Source organism: Psychrilyobacter sp., assembly GCF_049671765.1.
GTDB lineage: Bacteria > Fusobacteriota > Fusobacteriia > Fusobacteriales > Fusobacteriaceae > Psychrilyobacter.
In genome coordinates, this window is the sequence record NZ_JBATVM010000004.1 from 13,375 (window position 1) to 31,569 (window position 18,195).

At 31.7% G+C, this 18,195-nt stretch carries 17 protein-coding genes and 1 riboswitch; of the genes, 1 reads left to right on the plus strand and 16 read right to left on the minus strand.

The features are described from left to right. The first annotated feature begins 63 nt into the window (after nt 1–63). Nucleotides 64–261, plus strand: a complete 198-nt coding sequence (locus WBG30_RS00190) for a YwbE family protein (RefSeq protein ID WP_424502625.1) — start codon at nt 64–66, stop codon at nt 259–261. Between the two features lie 37 nt (nt 262–298). Here the strand turns inward: WBG30_RS00190 and nhaC are convergent, their stop codons facing one another. The 16 genes from nhaC to WBG30_RS00270 all read right to left on the minus strand — a co-directional run. Next, the gene (gene nhaC, locus WBG30_RS00195; protein ID WP_424502626.1) at nt 299–1,711 is read right to left on the minus strand and encodes a Na+/H+ antiporter NhaC; all 1,413 of its coding nucleotides are present in this window, start codon (nt 1,709–1,711) and stop codon (nt 299–301) included. A gap of 107 nt (nt 1,712–1,818) precedes the next feature. Further along, nucleotides 1,819–2,001: riboswitch (Lysine riboswitch) on the minus strand. Nucleotides 2,002–2,049: 48 nt separating this feature from the next. Then, nucleotides 2,050–3,114 carry an ornithine racemase Orr gene (gene orr / locus WBG30_RS00200; protein ID WP_424502627.1) on the minus strand — a complete coding sequence of 355 codons (1,065 nt, stop codon included), beginning with the start codon at nt 3,112–3,114 and terminating at the stop codon, nt 2,050–2,052. Further along, nucleotides 3,111–4,496, minus strand: coding sequence for a GlmL-related ornithine degradation protein (locus tag WBG30_RS00205; RefSeq protein WP_424502628.1), 1,386 nt, complete (start codon nt 4,494–4,496; stop codon nt 3,111–3,113). Before WBG30_RS00205 ends, orr begins: the two co-directional genes overlap by 4 nt. Nucleotides 4,497–4,695: 199 nt before the next feature. Next, nucleotides 4,696–6,897 carry a D-ornithine 4,5-aminomutase subunit OraE gene (oraE, locus tag WBG30_RS00210; RefSeq protein ID WP_424502629.1) on the minus strand — a complete coding sequence of 734 codons (2,202 nt, stop codon included), beginning with the start codon at nt 6,895–6,897 and terminating at the stop codon, nt 4,696–4,698. After that, a complete protein-coding gene (locus WBG30_RS00215) occupies nt 6,897–7,274 on the minus strand; it encodes an ornithine aminomutase subunit alpha (protein ID WP_424502630.1) in 378 nt (125 codons plus the stop codon). Before WBG30_RS00215 ends, oraE begins: the two co-directional genes overlap by 1 nt. 82 nt (nt 7,275–7,356) lie before the next feature. Further along, a complete protein-coding gene (locus WBG30_RS00220) occupies nt 7,357–8,217 on the minus strand; it encodes an arginase (protein WP_424502631.1) in 861 nt (286 codons plus the stop codon). Between the two features lie 136 nt (nt 8,218–8,353). Beyond that, nucleotides 8,354–9,751, minus strand: coding sequence for a 2-amino-4-oxopentanoate thiolase subunit OrtB (gene ortB / locus WBG30_RS00225; RefSeq protein WP_424502632.1), 1,398 nt, complete (start codon nt 9,749–9,751; stop codon nt 8,354–8,356). Beyond that, nucleotides 9,751–10,056 (minus strand): 2-amino-4-oxopentanoate thiolase subunit OrtA, encoded by a 306-nt coding sequence (ortA, locus tag WBG30_RS00230; protein ID WP_424502633.1) that lies wholly within the window; start codon nt 10,054–10,056, stop codon nt 9,751–9,753. Before ortA ends, ortB begins: the two co-directional genes overlap by 1 nt. A 98-nt stretch (nt 10,057–10,154) precedes the next feature. Next, complete coding sequence (ord, locus tag WBG30_RS00235; protein ID WP_424502634.1) at nt 10,155–11,213, minus strand: 2,4-diaminopentanoate dehydrogenase; 1,059 nt, start codon at nt 11,211–11,213, stop codon at nt 10,155–10,157. Nucleotides 11,214–11,246: 33 nt separating this feature from the next. Continuing rightward, nucleotides 11,247–12,443: an alanine racemase gene (gene alr / locus WBG30_RS00240; protein ID WP_424502635.1), complete on the minus strand. Its 1,197-nt coding sequence runs from the start codon at nt 12,441–12,443 to the stop codon at nt 11,247–11,249. Nucleotides 12,444–12,855: 412 nt separating this feature from the next. Beyond that, nucleotides 12,856–13,848, minus strand: coding sequence for a 7-cyano-7-deazaguanine synthase (locus WBG30_RS00245; RefSeq protein WP_424502636.1), 993 nt, complete (start codon nt 13,846–13,848; stop codon nt 12,856–12,858). Between the two features lie 241 nt (nt 13,849–14,089). Continuing rightward, nucleotides 14,090–14,530: a cell division protein SepF gene (sepF, locus tag WBG30_RS00250; protein ID WP_424502637.1), complete on the minus strand. Its 441-nt coding sequence runs from the start codon at nt 14,528–14,530 to the stop codon at nt 14,090–14,092. A 12-nt stretch (nt 14,531–14,542) separates the two neighbouring features. Beyond that, the gene (locus tag WBG30_RS00255) at nt 14,543–15,217 is read right to left on the minus strand and encodes a YggS family pyridoxal phosphate-dependent enzyme (protein ID WP_424502638.1); all 675 of its coding nucleotides are present in this window, start codon (nt 15,215–15,217) and stop codon (nt 14,543–14,545) included. A gap of 11 nt (nt 15,218–15,228) precedes the next feature. Beyond that, a complete protein-coding gene (gene hemW, locus WBG30_RS00260; protein WP_424502639.1) occupies nt 15,229–16,320 on the minus strand; it encodes a radical SAM family heme chaperone HemW in 1,092 nt (363 codons plus the stop codon). Between the two features lie 162 nt (nt 16,321–16,482). Next, nucleotides 16,483–17,478 (minus strand): BMP family lipoprotein, encoded by a 996-nt coding sequence (locus WBG30_RS00265; RefSeq protein WP_424502640.1) that lies wholly within the window; start codon nt 17,476–17,478, stop codon nt 16,483–16,485. Between the two features lie 463 nt (nt 17,479–17,941). Further along, on the minus strand, nt 17,942–18,195 hold a 254-nt coding region (locus tag WBG30_RS00270; RefSeq protein WP_424502641.1), incomplete at its 5' end, for a BMP family lipoprotein.

The window sequence follows — 18,195 nt, forward strand, 5'->3', positions numbered from 1 at the left end:
GTAGTAATTTTCATGGTAAAATTCTTTGAAACATAATCATAATAGATAGAAGGAGTTATTATAATGGATGGAAGAAATAGAAGTGATGTAAAATCTGGTTTAGAAGTAGCAATTGTTTTAAAAAATGATCAAAGAAGTGGTAAATTAACTTATGGAACAGTACAGGATCTTCTGACTAACAGTAAGTTTCATCCCCATGGGATAAAAGTAAGGCTTACAGATGGACAAGTTGGAAGAGTAAAAGAAATTGTAATAAAGTAAAAGAATTCCTCCTAAAATTAGGAGGAATTCTTATTTTTTATACTTCTGCTTCTACCTTTTCTACTTTTTCTAGTTTTTCAATTGAAAATCCTGTATATCCATAGATTATAGCTATAACTGGATTAATTAAGTTTAAGAAACAATATGGAACATAAGTCCATGGTGCTAACCCTAAGGTAGCAATCATATAAGCACCACATGTATTCCAAGGAATTAATGGAGAAGTTAACGTTCCTGCATCCTCTAACGATCTTGAAAGATTTTTAGGATGTAATCCTCTTTCTGCATATGCTTCTTTAAACATTCTTCCTGTAATAACTATCGAAAGATATTGATCTCCAGCTACTGAATTTACAAAAATTGGAGTTATTATCGTTACTAATATTAAATTTCCAGTGTTATGAGCAACAGATAAAATTTTCAATGCTAAAGTTGCTAACATCTGCGTTTTTTCCATTATTCCACCTAAAATCATAGCACAAATAATTAATGAAATAGTCCACATCATAGAGTCAAGTCCCCCTCTATTTAATAGATCATCTACCATTGCTAATCCAGATTCCCCTACATAACCATAATGCAAAGCTGTAAATGCCGATCCTACTGTTGCCCCTTGGAAAACAATTGATGCTATCCCACCTAGAATAGAACCGAAAAATAGTCCAGGAATTGCTGGAACCTTCATCACTACTGCACCGATTACTATAACTGGCACTAATAATAATATAGGATTAAGATTAAAGTTACCACTTAGAGTGCCTAAAATTCTATCAATTAATTCTGTATTTAATGCTACTCCTGTATATTTTTTTCCAAGAAATGCGAACATAATTAGAGTTATAACAAAACTAGGTACTGTTGTATATAGCATATGTTTAATATGTGTAAATAAATCTGTTCCTGCCATTGCTGGGGCTAAATTTGTTGTATCTGATAATGGTGATAATTTATCTCCCATATATGCTCCAGATATGATAGCACCGGCAACTATATTTCTAGGTATCCCAAGACCTTCTCCTACACCAATAAGTGCAATTCCGACTGTTGCTGCTGTTGTCCATGATGAACCAGTTGCTATTGCTACAATAGCACATATCATAACTGTCGCAGGTAAAAATATTCCTGGTGATAAAATCTTTAACCCATAAAAAATCATAGTCGGTACTACACCAGACTGAATCCAAGTTCCTACTACCATTCCAATTATCATAAGAATTATAATTGCTTGTAAAGACATCTTAATAGTCTCCATCATTCCCTCTTCTATCTCATTCCATGTATAGTTTAAACCAAATATTGCAACTCCAGCCGCAAAAAATGCTGATGCTAAAATAGGTATATGTACATCAATATGTGCAATTTGAATTGCATAAAATAAACTCCCCATTAAAAATAGCAATGGTACCAATGCATAAATAAACGTTGTCTCCTTTTTCATCTTACTCCCCATAATCAATTCCCTCCTGTTTTTTTTTACTTGTAAGTAACAAAAAAGAGCTATCGATAACACTATCAATAACTCCAACAATAAAACTTAAATAAGGTCTATGCTCAAAATCATTTAATAGCACATCACCAATTTTATATGGTGACAGTCTTATGGATTTTATCCATAATCCCAATACAAAGAATTTTGACTTTTTTCTTTATATTTCGGCAAATTTACCTTTCATCTTAAGTTCAAAGCTTGTCATTACTAGCCTAAGATTACTATTTAACATTGCGACCTCTATCTAAATTTTTCTTTTCCGAGAGTTATTCTATAATGAATAATTAACTTTGTCAAGTCTAATCAAACACTTTCTTTACATAAGGCGATGTGGTCAACTGTAAAAGAGACCCATAATTCAACTTAAATTTTACGATATCTCCTACTTGATATTTGTTCTTTGATTCGGTTACATCCAATACCAAGTGATCACTGCTAGCACCTAATATTATTATTTTTTTATCCATTGCTTCCAGATTAGATTGGTCTACATCCTGCTTTCCAATAGCCAAAATTGCACGTGTTCTCTTCCCCCTATCGATAAACACAGGTTTTTCTCCAAAAGCATTGAATCCAATTTCCCCAACTGGATAAGACTGTTTTTCTTTTAATTCTATTATTTCTACCTCTAATTTTACACTGTCATAAAAACAGCCTTCCAGTTCTTTTCCATACGCTGTTTCACGACCAAAAATAAGCGATTCTCCTAATCTTAAATTATTTATTTTAGGAGGCATATTATTTTTCCATAAAAGGTCTAGACTACTAGAATTACCTCCTGATATAATATTTAGCTTTAAATCATATTTTTCCTCTATTAAATTTGAAATCTTTTCTAATTGCCCTAAATTATCAAAACTAGGAATTATCCCTCCATAGCATGTCAAATTCACACCAATCCCTTCTAATTTAATATTTTTCATAGAATTTATTTGTTCTACATAATCTTCTACATCTTCTGGTAAAACTCCTTCTCTAAGGTCTCCTAACTCAAGCATCAAAATGATTCTATGGACCCTATATTGCTTACCAGCCTCTTTATCTAAGAGAGCTATTGTAGATATTTCACTATTTAAACTTATATCTACATGTTTTATTACTTCTTTTATTTGGGATCTCATTGGTAAACGGATCATTACTTTAGGAACATCTAGGTTTTCATATTTTTTTAAATTTTCCACTCTAGAATCTCCTAAATATTTTATTCCTCCCTCTACTAAGGTTTTAGCTATCTCTATACTTCCTGAAAAAACTTTGGTTACTCCCACTACATCTATCTGGGATTCTTTGCATTTTTTTGTCAAAAATTTTACATTTTCTCTTATCTTATTTAGATCTACTACCACTCTTGGGTATTCAGTCATAAAGCTTTCACCTCCTCTATTTTTAAACTTTTTTTCAACAATTTAACTGCTGACTCTTTATTATATTTTGAAAGGACTCCTAAAGAAGCCATAATATAATCATTATCTATCAATATTTTTGCCTCTGGAGTAGGTAGAAGTTTATCTCCTTTATTACTCACTGCTATTTTTTCTAGGATCTCTACCCTTTTTGGGATGCGAGTTAACGCCCCTCCAGTTCCTATTATCCACTTAACACTAGTAAGATCTTTCCCTTCGGCTAAAGTTTTTTTAGTTTCACCAAAGAGATGTGTATATCCCCCAGCATGTCGATGAATTGACATAATCAAGGCTTTTTCAGTTAAAATTTCTACTATTTTTATCTCTATTTCGCTTTTAGGAATAGGTGGAAAATTCAAAAGATATTCTGTTAATTCCTCTGCTTCTATAGATAACTTCTTAGCTAAGTTTTTTTCTCCAATTAACTGAACTATATTTTTCATATTTACATAGACTCCTAGATCCCCCTCTACAGTTCTTTTGGCTACAGGTTCTGGAGAGATCAAAATACGTGTTACCTCTTCATTTCCTTCAGTTACCGAGTGGATGTCTGTAGTAGCTCCTCCCACATCTATAGTAACCAAATCTCCTATAACTTCTTTCAAAATTTTAGAGGATTCCATTACTGCTCCTGGAGTAGGTACTATAGGCCCGCTTACTATATCTCTCACTTGCTCCATTCCTGGAGCATGAATTATATGTTCTTCAAAAACATCTTGAATCACACGTCTTACAGGCTCTACATTTAACCTATCAATCTTTGGGTATACATTTTCTACTATTTTTAAAAGTTTTTCTTTTCCATAATCCTCAAATATTAATTTTATCTCCTCACAATTTTGAATATTTCCTGCATAGATTATAGGAATATCCAAATCAAGTTTAGCTAGAAGTTCTGCATTATATAGAGCTGTATCCCGCTCACCATAATCTACTCCTCCAGCAAGTAAAATTATATTTGGTTTTATCCTCTCTATTTCCTTTAGATCGGTTCTTCGAAGTTTTCCCGATGTAACCATATGAATATTTGCTCCTGCTCCAAGCGCCGCTTCCTTTGCTGCTTTTGCTGTCATATCATATACTAATCCATGAACAGTCATCTTCAAGCCTCCTGCTGCACTACTTGTAGCCAAGAACTCATCATATTCCAAATCTTTAATTCCCATTTTTTCTTTTAGATCATATGTAGCATCCATAAGACCTATGTTTACATCCCCTTGATCTACAGTGGTAGGAGCCTGTCCTTGCCCTATAAATTTTGGATTTTCTCCATTTAAATTTCCAAATGCATTGACAACTGTTGTAGTGCTTCCGATCTCTGCTACCAGAACATCTATTTTCATATCTCTTCTCCTTTACCCTTTCTCTTTCTTTCTTTCTTTACTCCTTACATGTCAAATTATATATTGAACCTTCAACTTTAAATGGAACCTTAAAAAAAACCTAAATATTAACTACTCTATCCTTGATTTCTCCTAAATTAGGAGAAATCATATATAAGGATAAGGTCTTTTATAGTAACTAATGAAGAAAAAACTCTCTCTATTTTTCCATCATTTCTTTCTTTCTTTTTACCAAAAATGAAGCTACGTTTACCCCTCTATCATTTTTAGAAAACCCTTCATCCATACCATTTTTTCTAGCTATTTCAGGAGTTACTTGAGTTCCACCAGCACAGATTATTATCTTATCTCTAATCCCTTTTTCTACTGCTAATTCATGTAATTTCTTCATATTTTTATAATGAACATCATCATGAGATATAATTGTAGAAGCTAACACTACATCTGCGTTTAATTCTACAGCTGCATCAATTAATTTCTCACAAGGTACAGAAGTTCCCAAATATTCAACTTCCATTCCAAATTTTTCTACTCCTCCATGTTTTATATCTATAACTTCACGAAGCCCTACTGAATGTTCATCTTCTCCTACAGTTCCTGCTACTATCTTCATATCATATTTTTCTACTAATGCTCTAATCTCATCATCTGTCATAACTTCAGGTTCAGGTGGAATTACTAAACTATCGATGTCTAAATCAAATTCAACTTTTCCTTTGACTTGTACTCTAGTTCCCTCACTTATATGCATAACTTCAGAATGAATTACTTCTGGATTTGTTAGATTCATCTTTTTAGCAAATTCAATAGCTGCAAATTCTGCTATTCTTTGACTTGTAGGCAAGAATAACTCTATTTGTATAGTCCCATCAGCTAACCATTCTACCTCTGGTTTAATTTTAGAAGTAGATCTATATTCCTCATTTTCTGCCATCCTTACATTTACATTATCGACTTCGTCTAATTCATCGATATATACTATCTTATCTGGATCTTCAAATGTACAACCACCAATTAAGTCAGCTGGATTTGTAGCTCCATATTGCTCTATATTATTGTTCCCAAAATGTCCTGTTACAGGTGCCATATAGTCTTCATCTCTTGCAAACACTCTTCCTGCTCCTACTCCTCCATCTTTTTTTCTACCTATTCCATCACCATTTTTTTCAGGATAGTTACCAGAATCTACAAAAAACCCTTTCTCTACAGCTTCAAAATATCCACCAGTTTCTATCATCTCTTCCAAATAAAGTACAGCTCTTTCCTTTAATTCTCTTACCATATCTCCCATGTATCCATCTTTTCTTACTTCTACCATCTCTAGTAATCCATCTAATCCTACTAAAGTTTGTTTAGCTGTATCACAAGCCTCAATATTATATACATGCCAAGGTACATTTCTACCTTCATCAGGTGTAATTGTAGATTGAATATCAGCACTTGTTAATCTAGAGATCATCATATTCATAACATGAGTTACTGTAGCTTCTCTAGAAGATGAAGTGATATATTTTGTGTTCATTTGAGCTCTCATCTTATACTCTGTAAATAAATCTCTCAAAGCTACTGCATACGGTAGGTCAAATTTCATAGATGGTGCTGGTGCTGCTGTAGGAGGAACTGTTGAAAGACATATATTCTCTTTCTTTATTCCTGATTTATATGAAAATATAGAGTTAAGTCCATGCTGAACCATAAGTTCTGGCATTACTTTCCATGCATCTCTAGCTGTTGCATTGGCATTATGTGCTCCATCTATTTGAGCCATCTCAGCCCAACCCATTATTTTTTTAGATTCTGCTGCATCAATAAATGATCTTACCATATTTATATTTCTATAAAGTACATTGTATTGTGGATCTTGATGAGCTCCATTTACTCCCTCTTCTGCAAACATTACTGCTACGTCAGGCCCTGCTACTCCAGATACATATGAATGATAATTAATTGGTCTTCCTACTTCTTCTTCTATTAGATCACAAGCTTTTCTCTGTGCTCTAACTTGTTTTCTAGTAATAGGTACTCCTCCAATTCCTTGTGGTGTTCCCTCTATTAATCCATCAAAATGAGATTGTCCAGCCGTTCTTATTACCATAAGGTGATCTGCTCCATGCCATGCTGCCATCCTCATTCTTCTTATATCATCTTCAAATCTTCCTGATGCTATTTCTGTTGTGATTACTTCTTCAGGTTGTGGATCTAAATTATCAAAATATCTTGATGCTGGTATTCCAATCGAATTTTTTAACGGCTCTGAGCAATTAGTAAATTCAAATGGTCCCATCTTTAAATTTTTTACTTTCTTTCTCCAAGTCCATCCTCTTCTTTTAGGTCTATAATTTTCAAGATCACTTAATATCTCTCTTATATCCATTTTTTCAGTTGGTATTAATTTTTTCATTATTTTTTACCTCCCTTAAAAATTTCCATAAGGGTATCCCAATGGTTCCCTTCTATCATCTCTTCCCCTGCTTGTCGGATAGAAATTTTTTTCTCCTCGGATATTTTATATACCAGATGACCTACACCTTTACCTATAAGTCCTCTATCTATTGCTCCATCTACCAAAGGCTTAGCTTCTATACTTGAAAATCCCATTCTTAAAAGTACTGATCTCTCAATTGATGGTGTAGTATGTGTTTTAGCTAAATCCAACATTGGGTCTACTAATTTTTCTGCTAATTCCCAAAATCTATTTTTTATTTCTTCATCTGTTAAATTATGTAGGTGTTTTCTTCTTGTTGAGAAATCATCTTCTCTTTTTAAATATCCTTTCATCTTATCCCCCCCTAATTGCTATGGTTAAACTGTAAGGGTAATTCATTATTTACCCTTTCATAGATTCTAAATCTTTTTTATCTTATATTTTATTTATTTTATTTTCTATTAATTGAAGTAACTCATCTACATATTCAGAAGTTTCATTCCCTTTTTCATATATTGGATTATATTCCACTATATCTATAGATGTCACAGATGCGGTCTCTATCATCTCAGATAATAAAGTTTTTCCCATCTCACGGCTAAGTCCTCCTACAACAGGTGTTCCAACTGCTGTTATCTCTGTAGGATCTATTCCGTCTAAATCAAAACTAATATGTAAATTTCTATCTTTAAAAAACTCTTTTACTTCTCCTAAGGCTTTTTCAAACCCCATCTCTGTAATCATTTTCCAGGTATAATTTTTAATTCCCAATTCATCTATTAAGTCTTGTTCTTTCCTATCTATATCTCTAGTTCCAAATAAGATTACATCTTCTTTTTTTACCTTGGTTTCATTATAAAAACAATCTATCAATTTAGAGTGTCCATATCCTACAGAAGTAGCTAATGGCATTCCATGTATATGTCCTGTACCACTTATCTCAGGAGTGTTCATATCTCCATGAGCATCCATCCATAATATACCAATCTTTTTTTCCTTAGCTATTCCAGCGATACTTCCTATAGCTATAGCGTGATCTCCTCCCAAACTAACAGGAAAATCTCCATCTTTTAGTGCTTTATTTACTTTTACAGCCAAATCTTCACAGGTTTTTGCTACTGTATTTAGATACTTAGCTCCTTTCATAGAAAAATCTTCTAATTGTCTTTCTACTTCTAAAACCTCTATCTTATCTCGATATTTGGGATATCTATCTATAAAGTTATCTACACTAAATTCCAAACCGCATCTGTTGGCTCCAAAGTTTAATGGCACCCCTATAATTTTTGTTTTCAAAATATTCAGCTCCTCAATTTTTTTATTTTACTACACCTATTGTCATTTTTGTCTCAAGAGCAATATAATTGAGTTTTTCATCTGTAACGTTTTTCCTAACTAGAGTTTATTCTTTACCAGATTTTTACATAATTTCTTATTTTAATCTTTCTTTTACCTCTTCTACTGTTAAGTTAGTCTCAATTGCAATATAGTTAAGTTCATCATCAGTAAAAATTTTACTACCTGAGTTTTTCTTCACCATATTTTTTACATATGATTGTCTTATTTTATCCATATCTAAGTCTATAGCTTTTATCATCTTTGGATGTTCTGGTAATATGATGCTCTTTCCAGGAACTTCATCTCTAGGATTCCCAAAGTGTAGATCTATTCCATTATCCCTTGCAAATGATAACTGTGGTTGAATATGTTTTCCTGCTCCTGTATATTCTGTTTCTTGTACCACTATGATCTTATCACAATCCATCTCTTGAGCTATTGAAAAAGCTGCTGCCAAAGATGTGTTTCCTGCAGGTCCCCTCTCTAACCCTTCTAATTGTGCTAAAGATTCAGTCATATAAAATACTTCTCCCTGAGTTATTGTTACATATCTATCCATATATCTAAGGGGTCTTGCTGCTGATCTAGGAACATCTGATCTATCTGGATTAGTTGTAAATGGTATACCAAATCCAGTATGTCCTGTTGTAAATGATTTTTTATTGAAATCAGTATCAGATGCCATGTGTAATCCTTTTAAATTTACACTTGCAGCTACTACTTTTACTTTTTCTGCTCCTACTTTTTTCATTCCACGAGCAGTTCCAGTAAGGTTTCCTCCTCCTGCATTGGTACATACCACTACATCAGGTTGTTTTCCTGTTTTTTCCAATATTTGCTCTACTAATTCTGATCCTAGTGTTTCTACCCCTGCAATACCAAATGGTGTATAAAGAGAAGCATTAAAATATCCTGTCTCTTCCAGTAGATTTAAGAATGAATAAAATAATTCAGGCCCTACAGTCAATTGAACAACTTCAGCCCCATAAGCTTCACATTTTCTAGCTTTTTCTACTATTTCAGGTTGCCCTTTGCCATTACTGTCATAACATTCTTGCACTATTATACATTTTAATCCTAACATAGCTGCCTGAGATGCTACTGCTGCTCCATAATTTCCAGAAGTTGCAGCAATAACTCCTTTATATCCCAATTTTTTAGCATGATATACTGCTGTGGCAGCACGTCTCGCTTTAAAACTTCCTGAAGGGTTTGATGCTTCATCTTTCAAAAATATTCTTGCTCCTTTTCCTGATGGAGCCATTTTTCTAGCTAAATTAGTCAAATTTTTTAATTCATATATAGGGGTGTTTCCTACTCCTGTTTCCCCTTGTATTTTTTTTATCTCTTCTAGGGAATACCCCGCTTCTCTCATCATAGCCTCATAGTCAAAATCAATTCCTTCCTTCTCAAAGGTGTTATAATCTATCCCTACAGCTTTTTTCATTATTTCTGTCTTTCTAGACATTACTGCACTATAACTTTTATCCATTATTTATCCTCCCCACAAAAAAGTAGTTCCTTTAAGGTTTTCCCTATCTGTAAAATTTCAGGTATATGATTTCCATAGTTATGTTTATGATTAGGATGGATCTCAACTAATTTCCCACTGACCTTTCTCCCTACTATTGTTTCTATCTTTGCCTCTTCTCCTACTTTAGTATCTTCCAATAAAAATCCTTTTATCCACATTTCTAATGGTACTTTTTTAGTCTCTTCTGGTATTTGAGGGGCTCTATCTTTTGGCTCTAATACTACATTATAAACCATTACCCAGTCACCTTTTTTAGCTAACATATTAGTTCCTCCTAAATCCCTTCTTCCTTTTTATCTTTGAAATTAGAAGGAAGAGGGTAGTTATCATTTTTTATTTAAAAATTTTAGTAAAAAAAATATTAGTTAAGCTCTACCTCTATCATATCTCTATAATCTCCTACTATACATCTAGGAATTGGTAGATCGATCATTGTTTTTAATCCTGGTCTAGAATTTATAATTTGTGGAATCATATTTATACACATTGCTATAGTTCCTATCCCTCCATCTATTTCAGGAGTGATTGCCATATTGATATTAGGAGTTCCAGTCAATGTGATATAGTCACCTGTTTCCACTCCTCCTAACTGAGGTTCTATTTGTTGAGGATGAACCATTTCTACTTTTTTCTCACCACCTACATAACCGTCTCCTAACATCGAGCATCCTGCTACATATCCAGCTTCTACTTTAATATAAGGTGTTTCACGAGAAACTTCTGTTACGATAGGAGCCATAGAAGTTTTTAACGGTCCATCTAATTTCCATCCTACTGCATCTGTCATCATATTTACAGATTCTTCAAATCCAACATGTCCTGCCAAAGTTCCTGACTTATTTTGTGTCATGAAATCTTCCTTGCTTAATCCTACTCCTTGCTCTTCCATCACTGCATGACCAAATGGTGATAGACTGTTTATTCTCTCTGATTTTATATGTGTAAGATCTGTCATAGCACCTGTTAATGTCAATACCAATAGATCCATCATAAGTCCTGGATTTATTCCAGTTCCCAATATAGATACACCATTGTCTTTAGCTATTTTGTCTAATTCCAAGGCTTCCTTTGGACTCTGTGCTTTCGGATATGACATCTCTTCTGCTGTAGATATTACATTTATCTTCTTTTCCAAAACTAATTTTAGTCTAGGAAATGCTTTTTTTACAAATGAATCTGTAGCACATAAGCAGACATCACAAGATTTTTCTTTCAATACTTCATCTATGTTTCCATTTATATAAACTGGAGTTCTATCTCCTCTCTTCAATCCTAATATTTCATGCATCTCTTTATCTACTCTATCTGGGTGAAGATCACATACTCCTACAATTTTTATCCCTTTTTTATTTAGAAGTGCCTTAGCCATTCCACTTCCCATTGCTCCGAATCCCCATATTGCTACTTTAATCTCTCTCATTTCTTGTCCCCCTTTTATCGCCTTTGACGAAAATTAAAAACTCAAGTTAACTTTGTCCAATACTTCATCCTTTATCTCTATAATTTTATTTCCTTTTTTATATACTCTAGGTACTCTTTTACTGACATTACACAAGACTTCATAACTTATTGTCCCTAGTATATTGGCTATATCCTCTGGAGTTACTTTATTGTATTCATCTTCTCCAAACAATATAACTTCATCTCCGCCATTTACATCTAAACCAGTAATATCTACTACAAATTTATCCATACATATAGTTCCTGCCACTTTTGCTATTACATTTTTTCCTTTAATAATTACTTTGCCTTTATTACTGAGCCCACGACTATATCCGTCTGCATATCCAATAGGTATAAGTCCTGTTCTAGATTCTCTATTTACTGTATATGTAAGTCCATAACTTACTGATTCTCCTTTTTCTAAAGTTCTTATATGATAAATCTTACTATGCAGAGACATTACTTGCTTTAAGTCTATCACCTTGTCTTTTTCTTGTACTTCTGATGGATAGTGTCCATACATAAGTAGTCCAGCTCTTACCATATCGTAATTAAATTCTGGTAAATCTAATATAGCTGCACTATTTGACACATGCTTTATAGGTACTTCTACTCCTAATTTTTTCAATTCTTCTATTATATACTTAAATTCCTCTACCTGTTTTAAGGTGTACCATTTATCCGCTTCATCTGCCACTGCAAAGTGAGTATATACTCCCTCTAAATATAGGTTATCCATTTCACTTATCTCTTTTATAACTTCTACAGTTCTTTGTTTTATTGGTAATCCTACCCTATGCATTCCTGTATCTACATTTATATGAACTGCTATTTTTTTCCCGTGTTGTTTAGCCAATTCATCCAATACTTTAGCCTGTCTCAAAGAATATATTGTAGGAGTAATATCCCATTTAATTACTTCTTCTAAATTAGCATCCGGAGTATATCCTAATAATATAATTTGTATATCTTTATCTTTATCCCTTATCTCAATAGCTTCCGACAATACTGCCACTGCAAATTTATTTATATTTTCTGCTTTTAATGCATCTATAACTCCCAGTGCACCATGACCATATGCATCAGCTTTTACAACTGCCATAACCTCAGTTCCTGATTTTATTTGTTTTTTTATCTCTCTCATATTGTGTCTTAAATTATCTAGATTAACCTCTACCCAAACAGGTCTTTTAACATTTAACTCCATTTTTTCATTTCACACTCCTAATATCTTTTTTTACCTTACTCATAATATATTAAACGCAAGAACATGACAATTTTTTTCTTTAGAACAAATGTTTAAAAAAAGATCTCTCAACTCCCATTATTGAATCCATATCTACAATCGATTCATTTGATATATCTTCCACTTTTATATTAGTACATTATGCTACTAAATCCAAACTTTTTGTATAAATTTTAATCAATTCACCGTTTTTATAAACAAAAACACCTATAATATATATATATAATATATGTATATTAAAGAATAAACTACGAACTTTCTCATATTTAAAGTAAAATATATTTTTCACCATTCAAAAAATGAATAAGTACTCATTTTTTATTTTCATTAAAAAATAAGGTTATAGACATTATTGTATATAACCTCATTACTTTTATAATACTAAATATTTTTTGATATCATCAGCTAATTTCTCTAAGTCAACCTCTTCTACATCTATAATTTTTTCATTCATAACTATTTGAATTTTTTTCTTCCCCTTAGCTTGAGAATATCTTGAAAACAAATTTTTAGCTAGGAAAATTTGATCTTCATTTAGATCACCGTATCCTACAATAGCAGGTCCCGGAGTTCCTGCTCCTGCAATATAAAGGCTTCCATACTCTTTATATTCAGAAAGTTTGAAATTATCATCCTTTTCTCTTCCAACAAATAAATATTTCCCACTCTCTACTCTAAAGAATCTACCTCTTTTTGCTAGATGAAATAAGAATGAATACTTATCTTCTAAAAATCCATCTTCCTCTAAAGTTCTCAGTCTTTTAGAATAATTTGGTTCTGTTAACATACATCCCCCTCCAGGAGTTGGATATTCTACTATTCCCCACTTTTCTACTAATTCTAATTGAACTTTTCTACTTCTTCCATTAATATCCATTAATTGTTCCCTATCTATCCACCCTAATTCCTCTGGTTTTGTAATAGGTAATAGTTTAGCACATAGTGGTCTAACTATTAGATTTCCTAAATCTACACCTGATAATTTCTTAACTCTATTTAATGAACTAAAATTCTGTGACATTGGCCTTTGTCCTAAAATCTCTCCAGATATCAAGAAACTAGCTCCATATTTTTCTAATAATTCTCCTGCTTTTTCAAACATAAGAGCATGACAATCAATACATGGATTCATATTTTTACCCCTTCCACTTGGAGGGCTCTTAACTACTTCCGTATGAATCACACTAAAATCTACGTATTCTAATTTTACTCCTAATTGTTTAGCCATATTATCTGCTTTCTCGTTTTTTCCACCGAAAAAATGAGAAACAAAGTTAAGTGCTATGACTTCTATCCCTTGTTTTTGTACTAATTTAATTGCTAAACTACTGTCTAACCCACCTGAAAAAAGTGCTAATGCTTTCATTTTTTGTTCCACCATCCTTTTAAAATGCTCAAGGAGTTTTATCCCCTCTAAATAAATTGTTTTATTACTTTATTAGTAATAAAACATTATACCATCTTTTTCTTTATCTACCAAATGATTAAACTCATAACTATCATTTATAAAAAGCAAAAAAATTGGCTATATTCTCCCTATTTTTATAAAAATTATAATATATTGTATAAAAAAAGATTCTAACTCTTGAATGTTAGAATCTTTTTTTCTATCCAAATATTTCGTTATTTTCATCTTCCACATAAGATTTTGTCCCATCTGGTATAGACACATAAACTTTTTTACTCACAGTTATAAACCTAGCTTTTTTAACTTCCATAGCTCCACTTAAAAAATCTAGCATTCTTTGAGCAGATTCATTGCTTAAGCTTTCTAAATTTACTGTTACAATTTTTTCTTTATTTATATAATTAGCAATCTTTTTACACTCTTCAAAGTTAACTGGACTAACAAAAATAGTTTGATAATCATTTATATTTTCATTGTTTTTGTACACGTTATTTTTTAAACTAGACGAAGATGGAACAGATAAATTTTCTTCCTCTTGTCCTTCTTCATCTATTTCAACCATTATATCATCTTCAACTTCGTTTATTTCCTCTGTTCCTTCAAATCCTAATACCTGTTTAAAATTTTTAAATAATTCCATAATTTTTTCCTCCTACTTGAATATTTTACTCCCAACTCTAAGTATTGTTGCTCCTTCTGAAAGGGCTATCTTATAATCATTTGTCATGCCCATAGAAAGCTCTATTAATCCTCCATTAAAATGCGTTTTATTTAACTCATTTTTTAGTTCTTTTAAATCTGAAAAAACCTTCCTTATCACTTTTTCTTCTTTGGTTAAAGGGGCCATAGTCATAAGACCACAGATCTCTATATTTTCAAGTTTTAGAAGATCTGGGAGTTCTTCGTGTAATCTCTCTATGGAATACCCTTCTTTACTCTCTTCACTAGATATATTTACCTCTAATAAGACTTTTATCCTTCTATTATTTTGTTTAGCTCTTTTGTCTATCTCACTTGCTAGAGAGATCTTGTTAACAGAATGGATCATCTCAATATAAGGTGCAATATATTTCACTTTGTTTTTTTGTAAATTCCCAATAAAATGCCACCTTATATCTTCTATTCCTAAATTTTCTAAAGCTTTTTTTTTGTCTTCCAAAGCCTGTACTCTATTTTCTCCTACAACTACACAACCTGCATGTACTACTTCTAAAACACCAGAAGCATCTACATATTTTGTAGTAGGTAATAATATCACATTTTCTGGATTAGGCGAGTATTTTTTTATTTCATTTTTTAACTCCAAAATATTTTCTTTTATTTCCATTAGTCCCTCCTCTATTCCATGATCTCTACAAAGACATCATTTGCAAACATAAGTCCTTTAGACGTTAATTTATATCTACCTTCCTCATTTTTTAAATATCCTTTTCTGTGTAACTCTTTTATTTTTTTAAAATAAATATTATCTTCTGTTTCTATTCCTTCATTTAGAAGTCTAAGTCCCAAAATATAATAATTTTCTATCCTATCTTTATCACTGACTTGTTCCTCCTCCATTAAAGGTTTTTCAGCAATATCTATCTTTTTATAATAATTAGACAATCCTACTTCATTTTTATATCTAATCCCTTTATAATATCCAGAAGCTCCCAGTCCAACACCTATATATTCTACATTTTTCCAATATTTACTATTATGCCTTCCTTGGTATCCTTTCTTTGCAAAATTAGATATTTCATAGTGAAGATATCCTATTTTTTTTAACCTATCTATTATGAGTTCATACATCTTTGCTTCCAAATCATTATCTAGAGAGTTCAATTTCCCACTATCCAGAAGATCCATAAATTTTGTCCCTTCCTCCCAAATTAAAGAATATATAGATATATGTTCCGGAGATAGTTTTTCAACTATATCTAAATCTTCTTCTAACTCTTTAATAGTTTGATTAGGAGTAGCAAACATCAAATCAATACTCAGATTTTTAAATCCTGCTTTTCTCGCATCATTATAGGTTTTTAAAGCAATTTTCTTATTATGAATCCGTCCTAAAACTTTTAATTTTTCATCATTAAAACTTTGTATTCCAATACTCAACCTGTTAATTCCTATTTTCTTAAACCCTTCTAATTTTTGCATATCCACAGTCTGTGGATTCACTTCCAAAGTGATTTCAGCCCCATTATTTATAGATAATGTTTCTAAAATTTGTTTTATCTCTTCCACTTCTAATAAAGATGGTGTCCCACCACCAAAATAAACAGTATCATATTTTAATTTAGGATACAATTTTATCTCCTCTATCAACTTTTCTACATATTCACTTCTATCGGCCTTACTTTTTTCCTCGCATGAAAATGAAAGAAAATCACAATATCCACATTTTTTTACACAAAATGGGATATGAATGTATATAGCATCACACATAATTTTTTCATCCCTTCTACTACTTATTTAATTTTCTATTTTTAAAATACCTATTAAGCTTCTATACCTTTTAAATATAAGTTAATTATAACAAAAAAATCAACTTATTAGAAACCATTTTATAAATAAAAAAAACCTAGGAAAGATCCTAGGTTTTAAAAATTATTTTATTTTGATTGTACCATCAATTATACCTTGCTTAATTTCTTCTAATTTTTGGATTTTTTCTTCCCCAACAATATCTCTAGTATACTCAAATTTAGATGTTCCTACACCATTATTTGCTAAACCAAATTTATTTATTCCTGCTTTAAAATTTCCCTCTTTTACATCTTTTATTGTTGCGTAAACTACATGGTCTACATTTTTAATCATCGAAGTAAGTACTGTTCCTGGAGCTACATAGTCTTGATCTGAGTCTACACCAATTGCATAAATTCCCATTGCTTTGGCTCCCTCAATTACTCCTGTTCCTGTTCCACCAGCTGCATGGAAAATTACGTCTGCACCTTGATTATACTCTGCAATTGCATTTTCTTTTCCTCTAACTGGGTCATTAAAAGGATTTGGTCCCGTAGTATATAATGTTTGTACTTTAATATCAGGGTTGATATATTGCGCCCCTTGAGCATATCCTCTTTGAAAATTTTGAATTATAGGTACTTCCATTCCACCAACAAATCCTACTGTATTTGTTTTTGTCATCATAGCCGCTAAAGCTCCTACTAAGAATGATCCTTCATTTTCTGCAAATAATAATGAACTTACATTAGGTGCATCTATAACTCCTTCAACCATAGCAAATTTAACATTAGGGAATTCTTCTGCTACCGCTTTTAAAGAATCTGTCATTAAAAATCCTACACCGACTATTAAATCATAGTTATTTTCTGCAAATTCTCTCAAGTATTGTGTATCTTCCGATGGAGAAGCTGGTTCTACATATTTAAATTTAATTCCCAATTTTTCCTCTGCCATAGTAAGTCCTCTATAAGCTGAGTCATTGAACGATTTGTCTCCTAACCCACCTGTAGATAAAACTATTCCGATATTAAGAGGTTGTTCAGCCTTGACCTCTTTCGCTTCCTCTGTTTTTCCTCCACATGCAGTTAAAAGCATAGCGAAAACTATTGTAAGTAATATAAATATTTTTTTCATTTCTTCCTCCCGTTAAATATAATTCTAAGCTTATAATAACATATTTTTTTAGTGTATTCAACAACAAAATAAAAAATATGTTCACAAATTTCACTATTCAAACTCTTTTAATTCATTCTAAAACATTTAAAAAATTATACTTTTAATACTAAAATTATGAACTCATTATTTTTCAAATTCCCTTTTAATAATTGGCTAGGTACCTAAATTATAATGAAAATTTTCATTCTTTAATCACTATCTTTTTTATACTTAATTATAACATTTAAACAAAAACTAATAAAGACCTACTAAGAATCATCCTTCATCTTCTGCAAATATTAAATTAAGTTACATTAGGTGTATCGATTACTTTGTCTATTATAGCAAACTTAATATTTGGATATAGAAAAGCAATTAATATAGTATATAATTTTATCTTCATAAAAAAAGGAGTTAATTTATAAATTAACTCCTAAAATATTTATCTTAATTTAGACATCTCTACTGTTACATCAATTTTACCTGAGATGATATCTGCTTTTATCTCTTCTATTCTTTTTAATTTATCTTCACTAATTTGATCTTTAGTGTATTGAAGATCTGTTATCCCTACGCCACCATTAGCTAAGTTAAAATCTTTTTGTCCTGCTATAAATCCTTTTTCCTTTGTCTCTTTGATTATTGCAAATACTGCTTTATCTACATTTTTAAGCATAGAAGTGAGTATTGTTCCTG